A 17,319-nucleotide genomic window follows, 5' to 3' on the forward strand; every position below is an offset into this window, starting at 1 on the left:
GGGGTGATCTTAGCTTCGCAGGGCCGCTGCGACGGCCCGTCCGACAGCGGCGGCAAGTGGCGGGGGCATGGCGTGGCCGATCTGCCGATAGCGGGATGTCTTCCCTCCGGCGAAGACCCATCCATCCGGGATCGACTGAATCAGCGCGGCCTGCTCGACGGTCAGCTTGGGCATCTCGCTCGCGGGGAAATCCACCCCCGGCGGCTCGTCACCGAGGCTGTTGCCGTTCACGCCCAGCGCGGCCCAGGCCTTTTTGCTCCCGGTGGGGCCCAGGTCGGCACCCCCCCTCCGGTCGGAGCCACCGACGAGGGCGGGCGCTATGCGGTCTGCACTCTTTATCCACTCGTCTGCGGCCGGCCAACCCCGCGAGGACATCGACGGCCCGAGCACCTGGCCCACGGTCGGGGCAGGGCTGCCGTCCGGCTCGGGCCAGGAGAATCGCGAGAAGTACGGTTCGCTCATAGCGAGCATGAAGCTGCTCCTGCGGTTCTGCGGAACGCCGAAGTCAGCGGCGTTGAGAACCTTCCATGTCGTGCGGTACCCGGCTGCGCCGAGCTGCTCCCCGATCCATGCCCGGTCGACCTCGAACTCCGGGCTCTCGGCCAGGTCCGGGACATTCTCCAGAAGCACGGCCCTCGGCTTCACCGCGCGTGCCAGTTCGATCGTGGCCCGGAGGACCTTGCGTTCCTCGGTGTCCTCATCTCGCCCCACGGAGGCCATGGACTTGACCCGGGGAAGCCCGCCGCTGAGGAGGTCGACGCCGATGATGTCCGGGCGCTCACGGAGCGGGAAATCGGTGAGGTCAATGCAAATGGTGTCCCATTCCGGCCTGTTCCGTTCGATGGTGAAACACGCATCGGCCTTGCTGTCGATGAGTACTACGGGATCGAACCCGGCCTCCTCCAAGCCGAGTGCCTGAGCGCCGCACCCGGCACACACCTCGATGGAACGGAACCGACCTCTCTTGACCGGCGCCGGCATTGCGGGCTCCGGCACAGCCGCCGTCGTGTCGCTCCCGGTGGGCGATGACGCGCGGCGCTGCGCATCGATGGATTCCTGAGCGACCGCCAGCAACTCGTCGTCCAGGGCGTGCTCTGCAATGCCGTCGAAAAGCACGAACGGTGCTAGTCGGAGCAACCGCTTGAGAAAGTCGCGCAGCGTCTCGCGCTCATTCAGGCCTTGGAAATCGAGGTCCTTCCAGACGCGGAGAATCGCGCGGACCATGTGTGGGCTTCCGCCGAGCGCGGCACGACGGGCGTAAATCTGGTCGAACGCTGCCTCCCGGAGAATCTTGAGCGCGCCGTACGGCTCCGGATCGGCAGGGGCCCGTACGAGCTGAGCGCGCCACCACAGCCGGCCGAAGACATGGCGGGTGAGGTCGGTGCCGAGAATGCGGTCCTTCGGCGGCTGGGGGTAGCGCCAGAACGCGACATCAGGGAGCACGACAAGGGCGAGGAAGGCCCAGACGTCCCGGGAGGCCGCCTCCGCGGGCACCATGCCCATCTCGGCGTGCAGCAGGGCGGCGAGCCGAAGGTCGAATTCGGCGTTGCGGGCACGGTCGGAGTCGTCAGGGAATCCCGCACGTTTGGCAAGCTCGACCACCCCATGGCGCAGTTCACGGAGGCGGGTGGAAGCGACCCTGTCCCCTCCGGTGGCCACGTACACGGCGGACGCGTGCGCGAAACCGACGCGTTCGGCCAGTTGGGAGATCGGAAGGGCCTGGTACTCCTCGAAAAGTGGTTTGGCCTGATCGGCGAGCAGCCGAGGGTAGAGGAAGCTCATCGTGACACCTCGAAGATCTTGACCGCCGCCTGCAGATCCGAGGCGAACAGAGCAGGGGACTGGCGTTGCCGCAGACGCATGTCCGTGATCAGCTGCCCCGGGAAGAGCCGGTCGAAGAGACTCATCATGGTCGCGCCGAGCGAGCCGTCCGCGAAGTCGCCGTCCTCGGTGAACTCGTCTTGGGCCAAAGCGTGTTCGATCATGATCCGAGCGGCGTCCGCGTACACCGCGGACAGGACGATGCGGTCGATTGGACGAGGTTTTCCCGCGTTCTCGAACGCGGTGGCAGTGACGGTGTTTCGTTCGTTGACGAGCAGGAGCAGCGAGCCCATGGTGGCACTGTCCAGCCCACCGCTGATCTGAAGGTGCCATGCGGCGTCGTCGGGGAACGACGTCAACGAGAAATCGATCACCGCCATGGGGAACTGCGGGGCGTCGCCCTGCAGGCGCAGTTCCTCCCGATCGCTCCACAGCACCGAGCCGGCACGCCGAGGTGAGGAGGGGCGGGCGTCCGGACGGCGTTCGGCCAGGACCAGCGCAGTGTCGAGGGCGAGCAGGCCACCGAGGTCCGCGCCCCGCAGGACGATGTCGAATTCCGCGATGATCGTGCCGCTGTCGGCCAGGCGCGCGTGTTCTGCTGGGCCGCTGAGGTTGGAACCCGTGGCCGTCCACACGACTGCGAGGGTGAGCGCAGCATCGGCCGGAAGCCCCGACTGGGAGCGCGCGCGGTCGAGATCGACGCTGACGGTCCTGCGCAGCCGCAGGTCCATGTGGTAATCCCAGTCCGGCAATGCTTCCGGCATGGGCACCTCGCCGTCCTCGATCACCAGCAGCCACGGTTCGGCCGTGACGACGTCGTCGCTCGGGACGCGGTACGGGAGGGCTCGGCGGGTCACTACTCCTTCACCGCCTCGACCTTGATCCCGATTTCGGTCATGGTGTCGGGGGCCGGTCGGACGAGCGCACGCCACACCGACTCGCCTCCTTCGATGATGCACGCGGCGTCGGTATGCAGATGCCCCTCGCCGTCCTCCCAGCCGACCAGCGCCGGCATACGAGCTCCGATCGGGGGGTCGGTCTCGCGTCCACCCGTTCCGGGCAGGGTGACGGCCAGATCGATACGGACCCGCTGCGGACCGTCCACCGGCAGGCGGAAGTCCTGGACGAGCAACTCGTCGTCACCGCGGTCCTCGTAGTAGGGATCCCCCACGTACTGCACGCGCGGGCGCCGCCGTGCGGTGGCGACTGCGCTGCTCCCCGCCCCGTCCCAGTCCTCGTAGGCTGCGGAACCGCCGGCGCCGGACCCCTCGTGGCCGTGTGAAGCCCTCCTCGACGCGGAGTGGCCCGCGGCAGAGCGTCGCGACGCCTCCTCCGTCTTCGGGGCCCTTGTGGCGGTCCCGCCCTGACCGGAATAGGCCGTGGCCCCACCGATACCCCAGGCTCCGCCCACCAGGCCGGAGAAGAACGAACTGGCGGCGCCCAACGCGACATTGGTTGCACCGGAGCGAGCTGTCCCGCTCAGGGACAGCAGGTCGTTCAACGCTTCGCCGATGCGCTGGAACGTCGTCCTCACGAAGGTGCTCTCGGGCCTGTCCAGCGACTGCGGATGCCAGGCGTCGTGCGTGGGCGGCTCGGCCTTTGCATAGACCTCGTCCATGGACTCGTCCGCGCGGAAGACCCCGGCGTAACCTTGATTCACGCTCGGCGGCTTCGGCCCCGGGTGGTAGGTGACGACGAGCTCCGCGGGCCGCATCAGGCACACGTGGTGAACGAGATCCTCGATGTCGAGCATGCGCGAGGCCCGGGTCGGTTCCACGGGAGGCATGATCCGTTTCACCAACCCGAGCCGACCGAGATGCTGCTTCGGCTTGAAGCACGCCAGATCGTTGCCGTCCGGTCCTGTCAGCGCCTCGTAGGCGGCGACGAACATGTTGAGCGGCCGGGTGTGTCGGGGATCCGGCACAGGGTGATCCACCCCGTCGCACGTGACGGAGAAGCGCATGGCCGGGCCCTTGTCGTTCACGGGGATCATCTTCGGCCAGAGGTGCCACGCCACGGTCTCGGCCAAGTAGTCGGCCGCTGCGGCCGGTTCGAGATCGTCCAGATTGGGGTCGATGACGACGATGGTCGTTCCGGTCTCCTCCGGTTCGAACGGGCGAAGCCCCAGGCGCTGGGCCACGCTCTCCGCCGCCGGGCCGACCAAGGGTTCGACGACGTCCCCCGAGGTGTCGCCCCACCAGTGGCGGCCCGTGTACCGCCGCTCCCCGGCACCCTCCCGGGCGACATAGCTCTTCCACAGGGTGCAGCCGATGAGTCGTGTCTCGCGGCTGCCCCGAGGCGTGTGGCAACGGGAGTGGACGAGGACAGTTCCGGACTTCGACAGCAGGTAGAAGATGCCCTTGCCGAACCCGTAGGTGCCCCCGCCGAGGGCGGTGTCGCGCGGCTCGCCTATGTTGCGGATGAAGGAGACGAAGTCGCGCTCGGGACCCACGGCGTCGTCGGCGCGAGTAGGGCCGCCCAGTCCTCGGGTGCCGCGGTCGGAGACGGCGAGGACTCGTGCGGGACGGCGCTTCAGCGTTTCCCGCAGCGGGAAGTGTTCCTCACCGGTCGGCGCGCCGTCGAGGAGAAGCTCACGCCACGCCTGGGCGTGCGCCGGGCCAACCGTCCACATGTCGATGCGGTAGTCGACCGGATCGGAAAGGCCTTCGATGCGTGCGTCCCAGCTGTTCTGGGCGGACTCGCGCACCAGGAGGGTCAGCAGGTCGAGTTCCGGGCGTCCGAGTTGGTTGCGGATGCCCTCGGCGGCACTGGCGCCTTCCGGCGGATAGGGCTGGGAAGACCATCGGGGCTCGGTCACGCGGGCTCCTGGACCAGATTTTCGACCATTTGGGACACCTGCTCGTGGTCCAACGGTGCAGGGCTCTCGCCGGACAGGTCGATGGTGTACTCGACGTCCAGGACGGATACGGTCACGCCGGCCGTGCTGAGAGCCTCGCCGGTCAATCCGGGGAAGTCAGCGCCTACTTGGTACCACCGCTCCTCGCCGACCGCGAAGCGCACGTCCTCGTAGAGGTCGGCGTCCGCGAGCCGATAGCCGGCCAGCGCAAGCAGTTCGAGCAGGGCTCCTTCGTCGTCGCACAGCCGAAGGGCTTCGTCCACCAGGTCCACGAGCCTGGCGCCCACGCCGTTCGTGGTGCGGTGCAACCGGAACCATGCAAGGCAGAGCGTTCCGCCGCTGGGTGCTTCGAGCTGGTCGAGTCCGTGAATGCGCGGTCGTCGGCCCTCGCTGCTGGTGGTCGCCTTCACTTCGACGGCGCTGAGCGCGGTCGAGAAGTCATGGCGGTATCTCTGGGGCCCATGCCAGATCCGGTGCGCACTGGGATCCCGCGCGAGGAGGCGGTTCAGTACGGTCAACTCACCGTACAGACCGGCCAGCTCCTCGGGGCCCAACGGCGGTCCCTGCGTCCGGAAGAGCGACTTCCAGCGGTCCAGCACGCGGTACAGCGCCTTGACTGGATTGTCGGGCAGCTCGAGTGCCTGCTCCAGCACGTCCACGCACAGCTCGGTGAACAGGTCGCTGAGGTCGTCGCGCAGGCAGCCGAGATCCGCGTACGTCTGATAGGTATCCGAGTCCTCCAGCGGGCGCTTTCGCAGTCGGAGCACGGGGCCGTCCAAGCCCCGGCGAACCTTCATATGCGCGTCTGTCGGCACCAGGAGGTGGCGGTGGCCGTCGTGGTCCACAGCCACCGCCAGGGGGTTGCTGCTGGTGGTGACGGCCACTTCCGCCACTCGCAGTCGACGTTCCCCCGTGGTCTGCTCGGCCTCCAGGGCTGCCCAATGCCGCTCGACGAGGCTGCGGAGCTCGTCCTCGTTCATGAGTCCTCACCGTCGACGAGGCTGTAGTCCTCCTCCTCGATGTCGACGCGCACGTTGGACAGGTCGGCGGATATGTAACTCTCCACCGTGCTGTCACCGTTCTGCGGCTCGGGGAAGACCAGGCCGACACCGATAACGTGCTCCTCCGCATCGAGGGGCGCACGGAGCTTCTTCGAAGGGTCGGGGTCGGACACCTTGTCGATCGGGTACAGGACGAGCAGCCCGGTGTCGGGAAGCTGCTTGTGCCGCTCTTCCATGATCCCCTTCTCCGTCAGCTTCCCGACCTCCCCCGCCAGATCGACCGCCGCATCTCTGCGGCTCATCAGCGTCTTGATGTCCGCGAAGTCCGGGTCGGGGTCGGACAGGGCAAGACGAGCACGGTTGTTCAGACCGACGGCAACATGAGGCGCGAAGGCGAAGTCCTCGCCCTTCCCCGCAGGGTTGCCCACGATGGCCACGTTCCAGCGCCCCAGAGAGCCGGCCCTGGTGACCCGCTTGCGGATGTAGTTGCTCATCAGCTTTGCGTCGTTCTCCGGAGATTTCTTGTGGAACTGGTAATTCGACAAAAAGTCCAGAACGAAGTCGTGCGGCACGTCCCGGAACACGTAGCGCCCGTCCGCCGCACGCGCCTCCACGCGGCGCGCGTTGGTGACAGCGGCGGCGACCAGCGTGCGTGCCGCATCGATGTTCCCTCGCAGCCACTCGGCGTTGGTGTGGAAATAGTGGGTCTGGACCCGCTTGCCTCCGTAGGAGGAAGCTGCCACGACCGCGTCGCGCATCTTCGCTGCCGCGGTGACACGCAGGGCGGGATGTGTACGCAGGCGCACGGCGAAGGTGAGCGGATTCTCGTCCTCGGTCATGTATCTGTCGATGTCGCGACGCATCTCGGTCTCGACTGTGGCCAAGTGTCTGAACCACCCGGCGAGCTCGTCGGTCATCCAGGTTCTCGGCAGGTCGGCGTAGCCGTTGCGGAATCCGAACCAGCGGCCCATCTGGAGCAGAGTGTCGTATGCCGAGACGGAACGGACGAAGTAGCTGACGGACAGACCTTCGAGGGTCAGCCCTCGTGAGAGAGTGTTGCCGCCCACCGCTATCGCGACGACCGGGCCGCTCTCGTAGTCGAGCCGATCCTCGCTGCTGGAGTTGTCCATGATGATGCGACAGCTGTCGAGCACCTCGGGCAGATGCGGAACCAATTCCTCGAACGGCACCTTTGTTTCGGCGAAGTCCTCGGCCGGTACACGTTCGGTCTCCGTCTCCCACAAGGCGCGCAGCGCGGAGAGATGGTCGGAGTTCCCCAACGACTCCGCGGCGTGTTTGCGCAAGAACTCCAGGGGTCTTCTGAAGCTGTTGTGGACCGCGGTGTTGACACTGGTGTGGATCAGCATCGTGTTGTGCGGGTTACCGGTGCCGCGGACGCGTCGGGCCGCCGTGACCAGCCAGAAGTACTCGACGGCCCGTCGCAGGGTGTCGGTGATGTGCGGCTCGAAGCCTTCGACGTCAGCCCTGGTCCGGGGTCGTACAAGAGGGATGTCGTCCTCCGGCACCGAGCGAATCATGTCGTATCCGTCGTCGACCTGCTCCGGGTCCTCACCGTCGAGTGCGTAGCGGCCGAAGAGTACTTCGGTGCCGAAGTGCCCGGCGGGCTTGGGCAGGTTGACGATGAAGTCCTTGGGATACAGGTCCTCGGCGCTCGGGTCGATCAGCAGGTTGGCGAACGGGGACGCCGTGTACCCGACGTACGCCGACCGGGGCAGGTGACTCATGATGCTCAGGATCAACGGATTGATCGAGTTCGTCGCCACCGTGGCCTGGTCGGCCTCGTCGTCGATGATCAGCGCAGGGCAGTCCTCGAGGTAGGCCGAAGCCTTCTCGAGCCACTTGGCGAGTTTGCGCAGGACCGTCGCGTTCTTCTTCACCACGCACAGCACGTGGGTCTTGTTGCTCTTGCCGAAATACGACGCTGGGTTCTCCTGCGGGGTGAAGTCCTTCTCGAGCCCGGTCAGCTGTGACCACAGCGAGGGGTTCGGTTCCACGAGCTGCTGGACGAGGCGGGCCTGGGTCTGGCGGCGGAGTCCATTGTGGATGCCGGCCAGGACTATGAAGAGCTTGTAGCCGCGATCCGCGGCCTTCGCCATGACCGACGTGAAGTTGGTCGTCTTCCCGGACTGCACATAGCCGACCACGAGCCCACGCGTGGAGAACCGCTTCTCTTTCGGATGGTTCAGCAGTGAGACCACACGAGTAGAGGAGTCGTTGAGGCTGCTGATTGCGGGCTCCTCGGGCCAACCATCCTTGCGCAGTTGCTCCGCGACCGCCGGCCAGCACTTGTCCTTGGCCTGCGGTCCTGTGTACCACGTGTCGCGGTTGCCCTGGATGACCGCGTGCGGTTCCTCGAGTTCCTTGATGCGGATCGTGTCCTGCTCGTGCCGCTCGCGGATCTGCTGCACGATCTCCGGAGTGATACCGAACTGCTCTAGCCGCTTGACCGCCTCCGCCGGAGGAAAGGAGTCGAGCAACGCCTTGAACGTGTCGTACATGCCGTCGAGTTCGTCGGTCATGGGAGGCGACGTTCCCCGTTTCTGTGTGCTGGAGCCAACCGGACTGCGAGGTGCTGTGCCTCGCCGACGAGCCCATCCGCGACACAGAACACGCTGAAGTACGTCGGGGACACCCCGTGCGCACAACATCTACACACTATTGCGTGGGGCGCGTCTTGATAGGCGAAATCATGGCCCTGATCCGGCACGGGGCGTCGGGATCTCACGAAGCCCACACGGAAACGGCCACCCGCGAGCACCAGGAACGGACTGCTCCTGGGATTCGACCTTTGGTCAGCAGTCGACCGGAGGCCCCTTGCGGGACAACACCTCGGCCTTTATCCGGCGGGCGACGTCATCCGCCGACTCGTGCTCCCAGAACCTCAACACCGCCCAGCCGGCGGCAGTCAGATGGTCGGTCGTCTCACGATCACGTGCGATGTTCCGCTCGAGCTTCACCCGCCACCACTCCGCGTTGGACCGTGGATGCGTGGCGTGCTGAGGGCAGCCGTGCCAGTAGCAGCCATCGAGAAACACCGCGATCCTCAACCTGCTGAAGGCGATATCCATGCTCCGCCGACGCATGCCCGGGACGGGATAGTGCACCCTGTACCGCAGACCGGCCGCGTGCAGCAGTCGACGTACCACCAGTTCCGGCCGAGTGTCACGGGACGCCTGACGACTCATGCGAGCGGAGACGGAAGGGGACGACGGGATCGGCTGCATGGCACCAGTCTCCCGCGCGAGTGTCATCGTGCAAGCGGCGTTCGCGGGTACGCCGGCAGCGCCCGAGAGGCACCGTTCGCAGAGTCCGCGTCGGCGTGATGGTCCCGCCGGCAGGCGCATTTGGTGACAGGGGACGCGTAAAGCCCTCACTGTGATCTTGTTGTTCGTGCTGCTTTCATGGACCCATGACCAGTAAGACGGTAATCGTCGAGCGGCGTATCGCCGCAGCTCAAGGGCTTGTGTGGGATGCCCTTACCGATCTGCGAGGTATGGAGCGCGTGCTCTCGGGCGTCTCCAAGGTCGAGGTTCTCTCCGAGGGGCCCTTCGATGTGGGGACCCGGTGGCGGGAGACTCGGCGGATGTTCGGGAAGGACGCCACCGAGGAGATGTGGGTGACCGAGTGCGACCCGCCCGTGCGGTATGTCGTCGCGGCCGAGTCGCACGGGTCCCACTACCTCTCGGAGTGGGTGCTGCGGGCGGACGGGCCGGAGACGACGACCGTGCGGATGGCGTTCACCGCCGAGGCCCCCGGCCGTGGGGTCGCGGGCATCCTCGCCAAGGTCCTCGGCGGGGTGGGCACTCGCGCCGTCAGCAGGGCCATCGCCAAGGATCTCGAGGACATCGCGTCAGCTGTGGAGAGGCCGGGTCACTCCGGGCCGGGTCACTCCGCCCCGTGACACCCCCCATAACCCCGCCCCGACCCGCACCAGCACCGCGCCCCCCGCTGCGGCGGCCACGCCACCGCCCGGCCCCTCGCCGCCAGCGTCGTCGCGTACTGCGGGAGCAGCGAGGCGTCGCCCGGCGATGCGCCCTCCGACGCCGCGAACGCCTCGTACGACGGGACCGTCCCCGTCACGATGCCCAGGTTCGGGGTGCCGGAGGAGGCCAGTTCCCGCAGCGAGGCCTCTATGGTCGACAGGTGCGCCTCGTGGGACGGGTACTCCTGCGCCAGCGTCGGGTAGGCCTCCGTCAGTTCCGCCAGCTCTGTGTCCGGCCAGTGCAGCACCGCCACCGGGAAGGGGCGTGACAGCGCCTCCCGGTACGCGCCCAGCTCCGCCCGCAGGCGGCTGATCTCCGCCTCCAGCTCCGCCGGGTTGTTCGAGCCGAGCGACCACACGCGCTTGGGGTCGTGGAGCTCGTCCAGGGAGACCGTGGAGGTGGGAGACGTATGGGTGAGGTGGAGCGTGTCCGCCGTGGTGTCCCAGTCGTCGTGCGGCGCGCCCAGCATGCGGCGCACCCGGTGGCGGCCGTACAGCAGCGGGTGGGTGGAGTAGGGGGGCTCCGGTACGTTCGCCAGGACCAGGCTCACGCCCTCCGTGAACGTCTCCTGCGCCGCCTCCAGCTCGTCGTGCGCCTCCAGCGCCTCCGCCACGATCACCCAGGGCGCCGGGTCGCGGGGCGCGGCCGCGCGGATGCCGTCGATGATCGCCCTGGCCTCGGCCTCATGGCCGTACTCCCACAGGTTCGCGGCCTTCAGGGCCCGCACCAGGTGCGGGTTCTCCAGGGAGGCCGCCGACGACAGCAGGCGGTCGTAGAGCGTGGACGCGGCGGGGCGGTCACCGGCGAGTTCCCGGTGGGCCGCGGCCTGCAGCAGCAGGGCTTCGGCGTCCTCGGGGTACAGGCCGGCGGTCCGCTCCAGGCGTGCCGCTTCGGCAGTGTGGTCGACGTTCTCGGCAGGCGTGTCGGGGCGCATGGGTGACACCGTACTGCGGGGGCCCGGCGAAAGAGAGATAGGTGCAGGCCAGGCCCCCGCGTACAGGCGAGCTTTCCTAGATCGTCACCCCGTCCACATGCAGCGTCTGCACGGCCCCCGGCGCGAACACCGCGCTCACCGACTTTCCGGACACCCGCGTATCGGTGTACGCGCGGTACATGTCCCCGCCTCCCGTCACGGTGTTCCAGCGCGGGACCACGCCTCCCGAGCCGCCCGTCACCGTCGAGAAGCGGGACAGGTCGAAGGTCAGGGTCTGGGCGGTCGTCGCCGTGTTCACCGCCACCAGCACCAGGCGGCGCGCCGTCGCGTCGTACGCCGCCGCCGCGTAGCTCACGCCCGTGTCCAGGATGGTCATGCCGGGGCGGATGTGGCGGCTGAACTGGGCCATCACGTAGTACTTCGGCTGTACGGTCGTCGGCTGCAGCGTGTTCGCGTCGTACGCGATCATCGCCCAGCCCGTCGACGGGTCCATGACCTGCCAGTAGCACCAGGCCGTCGGATGCAGCCAGCGGAAGTCGTAGCAGAGGTTGCGGGCCATGCTCAGGCCCGTGCCGTCGCTGTCGCCGGTCTCCGAGTTCCACAGCTTCTTGCCCGACGTCGTCACCACGTCGGTGTGGAGCAGGTCCCGGCGGCCGCCCGCGCCCTGGTAGCCGTGCACGTTCACCTGTGACACCAGCGCCCTGGTCGACGAGCCGAAACTCGCCCAGGTGCTGCGGGCGGTGTCGTAGTTGGTCTCGTCCGACGCCGAGATGCGTACGGCCGTCAGGCCCCGCTTGTCCAACTCGCTTCTCATGTACGGCAGTACGGCCGCCTGCACCGCCGGGTCGAGGTGGCAGCCCTCCTGGGTGCCGGTGGCGGTCCACCAGGTGGACGCGGGCTCGTTGAAGGGGTCCACCGTCGCGAAGTTCACGCCCCAGTTGGTGCGGGCGTACAGGGCCACGGCCGCCAGGTGGGAGGCGTGCTGACGGTAGTTCCAGGTCTGGAGGTTGTTGCCGCCGTCGGCCGCGCCGGACGGGTTGTGGTTGTAACACATCCACCACATGGGGGAGTTGGCGAACAGCTCGCTCACCGCGCCCCGTTGGGTCGCCTTCACCAGCATCGCCCGCTGCGCCGCGTCCGCCGTCCAGTCCCAGGCCGAGGAGGTGGGGTCCTCGTTGTTCCAGTCCTGCCAGAAGCCCTCGATCTGCTTGAACGCCGGGATGTTGGGCGACTCCACCATCGTCTCGCCGTTGACGGAGTTCCAGCTGCACGCGCCCAGGTTGTAGCGGGCGATGTTGAGGCCGAGGCTGGGGAGCGAGGTGCCGTTGTACGTCACCGACTTGGTGGTGAAGAAGAGGTCGGCGAAGTCGTCCCGGGTGCCGAAGACGTTCCCCCACCAGGCCAGGGAGGTACCCCAGCCCTCCCAGGTGCCGTAGCGCGTGCCCGGGTTGACGGCGATCGTCGCGTCCGCGTGTGCGGTGCCCGTCGCCAGGGTGCTGCCGAGGAGTGCTCCGCCCGTTGCCGCCAGCAGAGTTCTGCGTCGGATCATGGCTTCTCCGCTTCCCGATGCGTCCTGATGCGTTCTGGGATCTGTCCAGTACATGTCACAAGGAAGCATCGGGGGCGTCCAGCAGGTTGTCGAGAGTTGTCACATCCCTTTCTCAAACCACTGTACGAAGTGGCGCACCCGGCATGGGGGTATACCGGCTGGTGGTATAACAAGACGACAAGCGGGGAGGGGGAATCCGATGATCAAGCGCTGGTCCGCGTTCCGGCCCGCCGCCGTCCTCCTCACCCTCTTCCTCAGCCTCGTCCTCCTCGACGCCGGCAGCCTCTTCGCGACCGTCGCCCTCGCCGCGACCGCCGCGGCCGGAGCCGCGCTCGCCGTCTGCTCGGTCATCGCCGCGCGCTGCGCGCCCGCCGTGCCGCCCACCCGGGTGCGTACGGCCATCAGGGACCGGAACCGCCGTACGGCCTTCCTCCCGCAACGCGACCCCGACGCCAGGGGACGCACCCGTCCCCGAGCCCCCGGACTCGTCCTCGCGACGACCGCGTAGGGGCACCATCACGGGTCACCTGTAGGCACCCCGCGCGGATCGTCATGCCGATCGCCTCCATCCCGGCACGACGAGACCCCCGGAGGGCTCACCCATGTCCGCTTTCGCCCGCCTTGTCGAGCAGCTCGCCGAGCTGCTCCAGCCGCTCTTCCACGGCTCCGCGGCCGCCGCCGCGATCATCCTGTTCACCGCACTCGTACGGCTGCTGGTGCACCCGCTGTCCCGGGCCGCCGCCCGCGGCCAGAAGGCCCGCGCCGCGCTCCAGCCGCAGCTGGCCGAGCTGCGCCGCAAGCACGGGAAGAACCCCGAGAAGCTGCAACGCGCCGTGCTGGAGCTGCACACCGAGCACCAGGTGTCGCCGCTGGCCGGCTGTCTGCCGAGCCTGCTCCAGGCGCCCGCGTTCTTCCTGCTGTACCACCTCTTCTCCAGCGCGGAGGTCGGAGGCCGGCCCAACGAACTGCTCGGCCACGACCTCTTCACCGCGCCCCTCGGCGACCGCTTCGCCGACGCGGTGAGCGCGGGAGGAGCGGCCGGGCTCGTGTACGTCGGGCTGTTCGCGCTCGTCGCCGCCGTCGCCTTCTTCAACTACCGCCTGTCGAAGGTGACCCTGGCGGACAGCATGCCGCTGGACACCCCGGGTGCGGGCGCGATCAGCAAGGTCATGCCGTTCATCTCCTTCTTCACGCTGATCACCGTGGCCGTCGTACCGCTCGCCGCCGCGCTGTACATCGTCACCAGCTCGACCTGGAGCGCCGTCGAGCGGGCCGTGCTGTACCGCTGACCTACGGGTCTCACCGCTGACCTACGGTCCAGTACGTGAACCGGGTATTGCGGACCGGAACCGGACCTTGGAGGATCGACCAGTCCTCCGATGGCTGCACACATCGGCGGGCGCCCCCGCGATCGAGGGAGATTGTGACCATGAAGCTGCTGCGAGTCGGTACGGCGGGAGCGGAGACGCCCGCGCTGCTCGACGCCGACGGGGTTCTGCGGGACCTGTCGGGCGTCGTGCCGGACATCGACGGAGCGCTGCTCGCCGACGACGACGCGCTCGCACGCATCCGTGCCGTGGTCGGTGAGCTGCCGGCGCTGGATGCGGCGGGGCTGCGCATCGGGCCGCCGGTCGGGCGGATCGGCAAGGTCGTGTGCATCGGGCTGAACTATCACGACCACGCCCGGGAGACCGGGGCCGAGCCGCCCGCCGAGCCGGTCATCTTCTTCAAGGCCGTGGACACGGTCGTGGGGCCGAACGACACGGTGCTCGTGCCCCGGAGGTCGGTGAAGACCGACTGGGAGGTCGAGCTGGCCGTCGTCATCGGGCGTACGGCCCGGTACGTCGAGTCCGCGGAGGCGGCGCTCGGACATGTCGCCGGGTACGCCGTGGCGCACGACGTCTCCGAGCGGGAGTTCCAGATCGAGCGGGGCGGGACCTGGGACAAGGGGAAGAACTGCGAGACGTTCAATCCGCTGGGACCGTGGCTCGTCACGGCGGACGAGGTGCCGGATCCGCAGAACCTGTCGCTGAAGCTGTGGGTCAACGGGGAGCTGAAGCAGAACGGGACGACGGCCGAGCAGATCTTCCCCGTGGGGGAAGTCGTGCGGTACGTCAGTCAGTTCATGACGCTCTACCCCGGGGACGTCATCAACACGGGGACGCCGGCGGGGGTGGCCATGGGGCAGCCCGAGCCGAAGCCGTTCCTGCGGGCGGGGGATGTCGTCGAGCTGGAGATCGCGGGGCTCGGGCGGCAGCGGCAGGAGCTGAAGGACGCCTAGTCGCTGGGGCTGCGCGAGCGTCGGCGACCACGGGGCGTCCGTGCGTCGTCCGTGGGGGCTCGCGCAGTTCCCCGCGCCCCTGGGTGACCTCGGTCACCCCTTGTTCAGGAATTCCCCTTGTTCAGGAACTCCTCCAGCGCCTCCACCACGAACCGGTGGTCCTCCAGCTGCGGCAAGCCGCTCACCGTCACCGCGCCGATGACGCCGACCCCCTCCACCGTGAGGGGGAAGGATCCGCCGTGGGCCGCGTACACGTCCGGGTCCAGGCGGGAGGAGTCCTCGAACGTCGTGCCCTTGGCCCGGGACCGGGCGCCGACCAGGTAGGAGGAGGAGTGGTAGCGCTCCACCACCCGGCGCTTGCGGGCGATCCACGCGTCGTTGTCCGGGGTGGCGCCGGGCAGTGCGGCGTGGAAGAGCTGCTGGCCGGCGCGGTGGATGTCGATCGCGACCGGGGCCTGGCGCTCCCGGGCCATCTCGACCAGGAGCGTGCCCAGCCGCCAGGCGTCGTCCGGGGTGAACTCACTGAAGACCAGGCGGCGTTCCTGCGCCTCCAGCTCCTCGACGGTCGGAGTGATCTCCGGGGTGAACTTCGGGGTGATTCCGCTGCTGTGCGTCACAGTGCCACCGCCACTCCGTCGCGGGCCGAACGGCGGGCCGCCTCCAGTACGTCGAGGGCGGCGGCCGCCTCCAGCGCGGTCACCGGGTTGGTGCCGCCCTCGGTAAGGGCCCTGGCCACGGCCGCATAGTACGCGGGGTAATCGCCCGGAAGGGTCGGTTCAGGGCGGCCTCCGCCGGTCAGCGGGGACTCTCCGGAGCCGACCCGGCCCCACAGCGACTCGGGCTCGGTGCCCCAGCCCGCGCCGGGCAGCTCGCCCTCGCGCAGGGCCGCCTCCTGGGGGTCGAGGCCGTACTTGACGTAGCCCGCCCGGGAGCCGAGCACTCGGAAGCGGGGGCCGAGCTGGGCGGTGGTGGCGGAGACGTAGAGGTGGGAGCGGACGCCGCCGGTGTGCGTGATGGCGATGAAGGTGTCGTCGTCCGCCTCGGCGCCCGGGCGGCGGACGTCCGACTCGGCGTAGACGGTGGCGGCGGGGCCGAAGAGCAGCAGCGCCTGGTCGACGACGTGGCTGCCGAGGTCGTAGAGGAGACCTCCGATCTCTGCCGGGTCGCCCGACTCGCGCCAGCCGCCCTTGAGTTGGGGGCGCCAGCGCTCGAAGCGGGACTCGAAGCGGTAGACGTCGCCCAGCTCGCCGTCGGCGATGAGCTTGCGCAGGGTGAGGAAGTCGTTGTCCCAGCGGCGGTTCTGGAAGACCGACAGGAGCAGTCCGCGCTCCTCGGCCAGCGCCGCGAGCTTGCGGGCCTCGGTGGCCGTGCCCGCGACCGGCTTGTCCACGACGACCGGGAGGCCGGCCTCCAGGGCGGCGGTGGCGAGCGGGACGTGCGTCTTGTTCGGGGACGCGATGACGATCAGGTCCAGCTCGTCGGCGCGGGCGAACAGCTCGTCGGGGGTCGCGGCGATCCGGACGTCCGGGTGGCCGGCGCGGGCCTGCTCCTGGCGCTCCGGGTTGGCGGTGACGACCGTGTCGAGGACGAGGCCCTCGGTGGCGGTGATCAGCGGGGCGTGGAAGACGGAGCCGGCGAGGCCGTAGCCGATCAGGCCGGTGCGGAGGGGTGTGCCAGTCATGCCGACTACTTTCGCAACGCTGTTGCCAAAGTGCAAGCGGTGGGGAGAATGGGCCCATGAGCAGCAGTGCGAGAAGCGTGACCCTGGGCGTGAACCTGCCGGCGTTGCGCAGCCACAACACCGCGCTCGTGCTGGATCTGCTGCGGACGGCAGGCCCTGAGGGGATCAGCCGGCTGGAGCTGGCGGAGCGGATCGGGCTGACCCCGCAGGCCGTCAGCAAGATCACCGCGCGGCTGCGGGCGGAGGGGCTGGCGGCGGAGGCGGGGCGGCGGGCGTCGACGGGCGGCAAGCCGCGGACCGCGCTGCGGCTGGTGCCGGAGGCCGGGCATGCGGTGGGGGTGCACCTGGACCGGGACGCGCTGCGGGCGGTGCTGGTGGATCTGACCGGGGCGGTGGTGGCGGAGCGGAGCGCTTCGCTGGGGCTGGGGGCCGGTCAGGCGGCGGTGGTGGCGGGGGTGAGCCGGGAGGTGCCGGCGCTGCTGGCCGCCCGGCCGGGGGGCGCCCTGCTCGGGGTCGGCGTCGGGGTGCCCGGGCCGCTGGACCACGTCCGGGGGGTGCTGCACCGGGTCACCGGGTTTCCCGAGTGGGACGGCTTTGCGCTGCGCGAGGCGCTGGAGCGGGAGCTGGGCGCGCCGGTGACGCTGGACAAGGACACGAACGCCGCGGCGCTGGGCCTGGCGGTCGGCGGGGTGGCGGAGTCGTTCGCGTATCTGCACTTCGGGGCCGGGCTCGGGGGTGGGATCGTGCTCGGCGGCGCGGTGCACCGGGGGGCCAGGACCGGGGCGGGGGAGTTCGGGCACCAGGTGGTGCAGCTGGACGGGCCGGTGTGCGGGTGCGGCAACCGGGGCTGCGTGGAGGCGCTGTGCCTGGCAGCCGTGGACCGCGGGGACTTCGAGGAGGCGGCCCGCGTGCTGGGCACCGGCGCCGGGAACCTGGTCGCGCTGCTCGACATCGACGTGGTGCTGCTGGGCGGGCGCACGGTGGCGGCCCGGCCGGAGCACTTCGTACGGGGCGCCGCGGCCGTTCTCGACGAGCGGGGCCGGAGGGTGGGCGAGGACCCGGTACCGGTGCGGATCGCTCCGGGGGAGGGACGGGAGGTCGCGGAGGGCGCGGCCCAGCTGGTGCTGGCGCCGCTGTTCGGGCGGGGGGAGGGGTGAGGGGAGGAGGGGGCTGAGGGGCTGCGGGGGCCGT

General features: G+C 69.1%; 15 protein-coding genes. 5 read left to right on the top strand and 10 right to left on the bottom strand.

Going from position 1 to position 17,319, the window contains the following annotated elements; translation table 11 throughout:
- Positions 1-9: 9 nt before the first annotated feature.
- The 6 genes from ACFYW5_RS06320 to ACFYW5_RS06345 all read right to left on the bottom strand — a co-directional run bounded on the left by ACFYW5_RS06320 (position 10) and on the right by ACFYW5_RS06345 (position 8,885).
- Entirely contained in the window at positions 10-1,782 is a 1,773-nt protein-coding gene (locus tag ACFYW5_RS06320; protein ID WP_389415780.1) for a DUF6339 family protein, read from the bottom strand.
- Positions 1,779-2,678, bottom strand: coding sequence for a hypothetical protein (locus ACFYW5_RS06325; RefSeq protein ID WP_389415781.1), 900 nt, complete (start codon positions 2,676-2,678; stop codon positions 1,779-1,781). Before ACFYW5_RS06325 ends, ACFYW5_RS06320 begins: the two co-directional genes overlap by 4 nt.
- A complete protein-coding gene (locus ACFYW5_RS06330; protein ID WP_389415782.1) occupies positions 2,678-4,639 on the bottom strand; it encodes a hypothetical protein in 1,962 nt (653 codons plus the stop codon). Before ACFYW5_RS06330 ends, ACFYW5_RS06325 begins: the two co-directional genes overlap by 1 nt.
- Positions 4,636-5,658 (bottom strand): PD-(D/E)XK motif protein, encoded by a 1,023-nt coding sequence (locus tag ACFYW5_RS06335; protein ID WP_389415783.1) that lies wholly within the window; start codon positions 5,656-5,658, stop codon positions 4,636-4,638. Before ACFYW5_RS06335 ends, ACFYW5_RS06330 begins: the two co-directional genes overlap by 4 nt.
- Complete coding sequence (locus ACFYW5_RS06340) at positions 5,655-8,219, bottom strand: Z1 domain-containing protein (protein WP_389415784.1); 2,565 nt, start codon at positions 8,217-8,219, stop codon at positions 5,655-5,657. Before ACFYW5_RS06340 ends, ACFYW5_RS06335 begins: the two co-directional genes overlap by 4 nt.
- Positions 8,220-8,492: 273 nt before the next feature.
- Positions 8,493-8,885 (bottom strand): very short patch repair endonuclease, encoded by a 393-nt coding sequence (locus ACFYW5_RS06345; protein ID WP_389416420.1) that lies wholly within the window; start codon positions 8,883-8,885, stop codon positions 8,493-8,495.
- 224 nt (positions 8,886-9,109) lie between these two features.
- Here ACFYW5_RS06345 and ACFYW5_RS06350 point away from each other — a divergent pair, with 224 nt between their 5' ends.
- On the top strand, positions 9,110-9,601 hold the full coding sequence (locus ACFYW5_RS06350; protein ID WP_389415785.1) for an SRPBCC family protein: 492 nt from the start codon (positions 9,110-9,112) through the stop codon (positions 9,599-9,601).
- Here ACFYW5_RS06350 and ACFYW5_RS06355 read toward each other — a convergent pair.
- Both ACFYW5_RS06355 and ACFYW5_RS06360 read right to left on the bottom strand, forming a co-directional pair.
- Complete coding sequence (locus ACFYW5_RS06355; RefSeq protein ID WP_389415786.1) at positions 9,586-10,617, bottom strand: YecA family protein; 1,032 nt, start codon at positions 10,615-10,617, stop codon at positions 9,586-9,588. The genes ACFYW5_RS06350 and ACFYW5_RS06355 overlap by 16 nt on opposite strands.
- Positions 10,618-10,693: 76 nt before the next feature.
- A complete protein-coding gene (locus ACFYW5_RS06360; protein WP_389415787.1) occupies positions 10,694-12,166 on the bottom strand; it encodes a beta-1,6-galactanase in 1,473 nt (490 codons plus the stop codon).
- Between the two features lie 199 nt (positions 12,167-12,365).
- Between ACFYW5_RS06360 and ACFYW5_RS06365 the strand changes: the two genes are divergently transcribed.
- The 3 genes from ACFYW5_RS06365 to ACFYW5_RS06375 all read left to right on the top strand — a co-directional run bounded on the left by ACFYW5_RS06365 (position 12,366) and on the right by ACFYW5_RS06375 (position 14,447).
- Positions 12,366-12,674, top strand: coding sequence for a DUF6412 domain-containing protein (locus ACFYW5_RS06365; RefSeq protein ID WP_389415788.1), 309 nt, complete (start codon positions 12,366-12,368; stop codon positions 12,672-12,674).
- 94 nt (positions 12,675-12,768) lie between these two features.
- A complete protein-coding gene (locus ACFYW5_RS06370) occupies positions 12,769-13,455 on the top strand; it encodes a YidC/Oxa1 family membrane protein insertase (RefSeq protein WP_389415789.1) in 687 nt (228 codons plus the stop codon).
- A 140-nt stretch (positions 13,456-13,595) separates the two neighbouring features.
- A complete protein-coding gene (locus ACFYW5_RS06375; protein WP_389415790.1) occupies positions 13,596-14,447 on the top strand; it encodes a fumarylacetoacetate hydrolase family protein in 852 nt (283 codons plus the stop codon).
- Between the two features lie 104 nt (positions 14,448-14,551).
- On the opposite strand, the gene ACFYW5_RS06380 is transcribed toward ACFYW5_RS06375, so the two are convergent.
- Both ACFYW5_RS06380 and ACFYW5_RS06385 read right to left on the bottom strand, forming a co-directional pair.
- Complete coding sequence (locus tag ACFYW5_RS06380) at positions 14,552-15,064, bottom strand: heme-degrading domain-containing protein (protein WP_389415791.1); 513 nt, start codon at positions 15,062-15,064, stop codon at positions 14,552-14,554.
- Positions 15,061-16,128: a Gfo/Idh/MocA family oxidoreductase gene (locus tag ACFYW5_RS06385; RefSeq protein ID WP_389415792.1), complete on the bottom strand. Its 1,068-nt coding sequence runs from the start codon at positions 16,126-16,128 to the stop codon at positions 15,061-15,063. Before ACFYW5_RS06385 ends, ACFYW5_RS06380 begins: the two co-directional genes overlap by 4 nt.
- Before the next feature lie 56 nt (positions 16,129-16,184).
- Between ACFYW5_RS06385 and ACFYW5_RS06390 the strand changes: the two genes are divergently transcribed.
- Entirely contained in the window at positions 16,185-17,285 is a 1,101-nt protein-coding gene (locus tag ACFYW5_RS06390) for an ROK family protein (RefSeq protein WP_389415793.1), read from the top strand.
- Positions 17,286-17,319: the final 34 nt, after the last annotated feature.

The organism is Streptomyces sp. NPDC002779 (assembly GCF_042888685.1).
Taxonomy (GTDB): domain Bacteria; phylum Actinomycetota; class Actinomycetes; order Streptomycetales; family Streptomycetaceae; genus Streptomyces.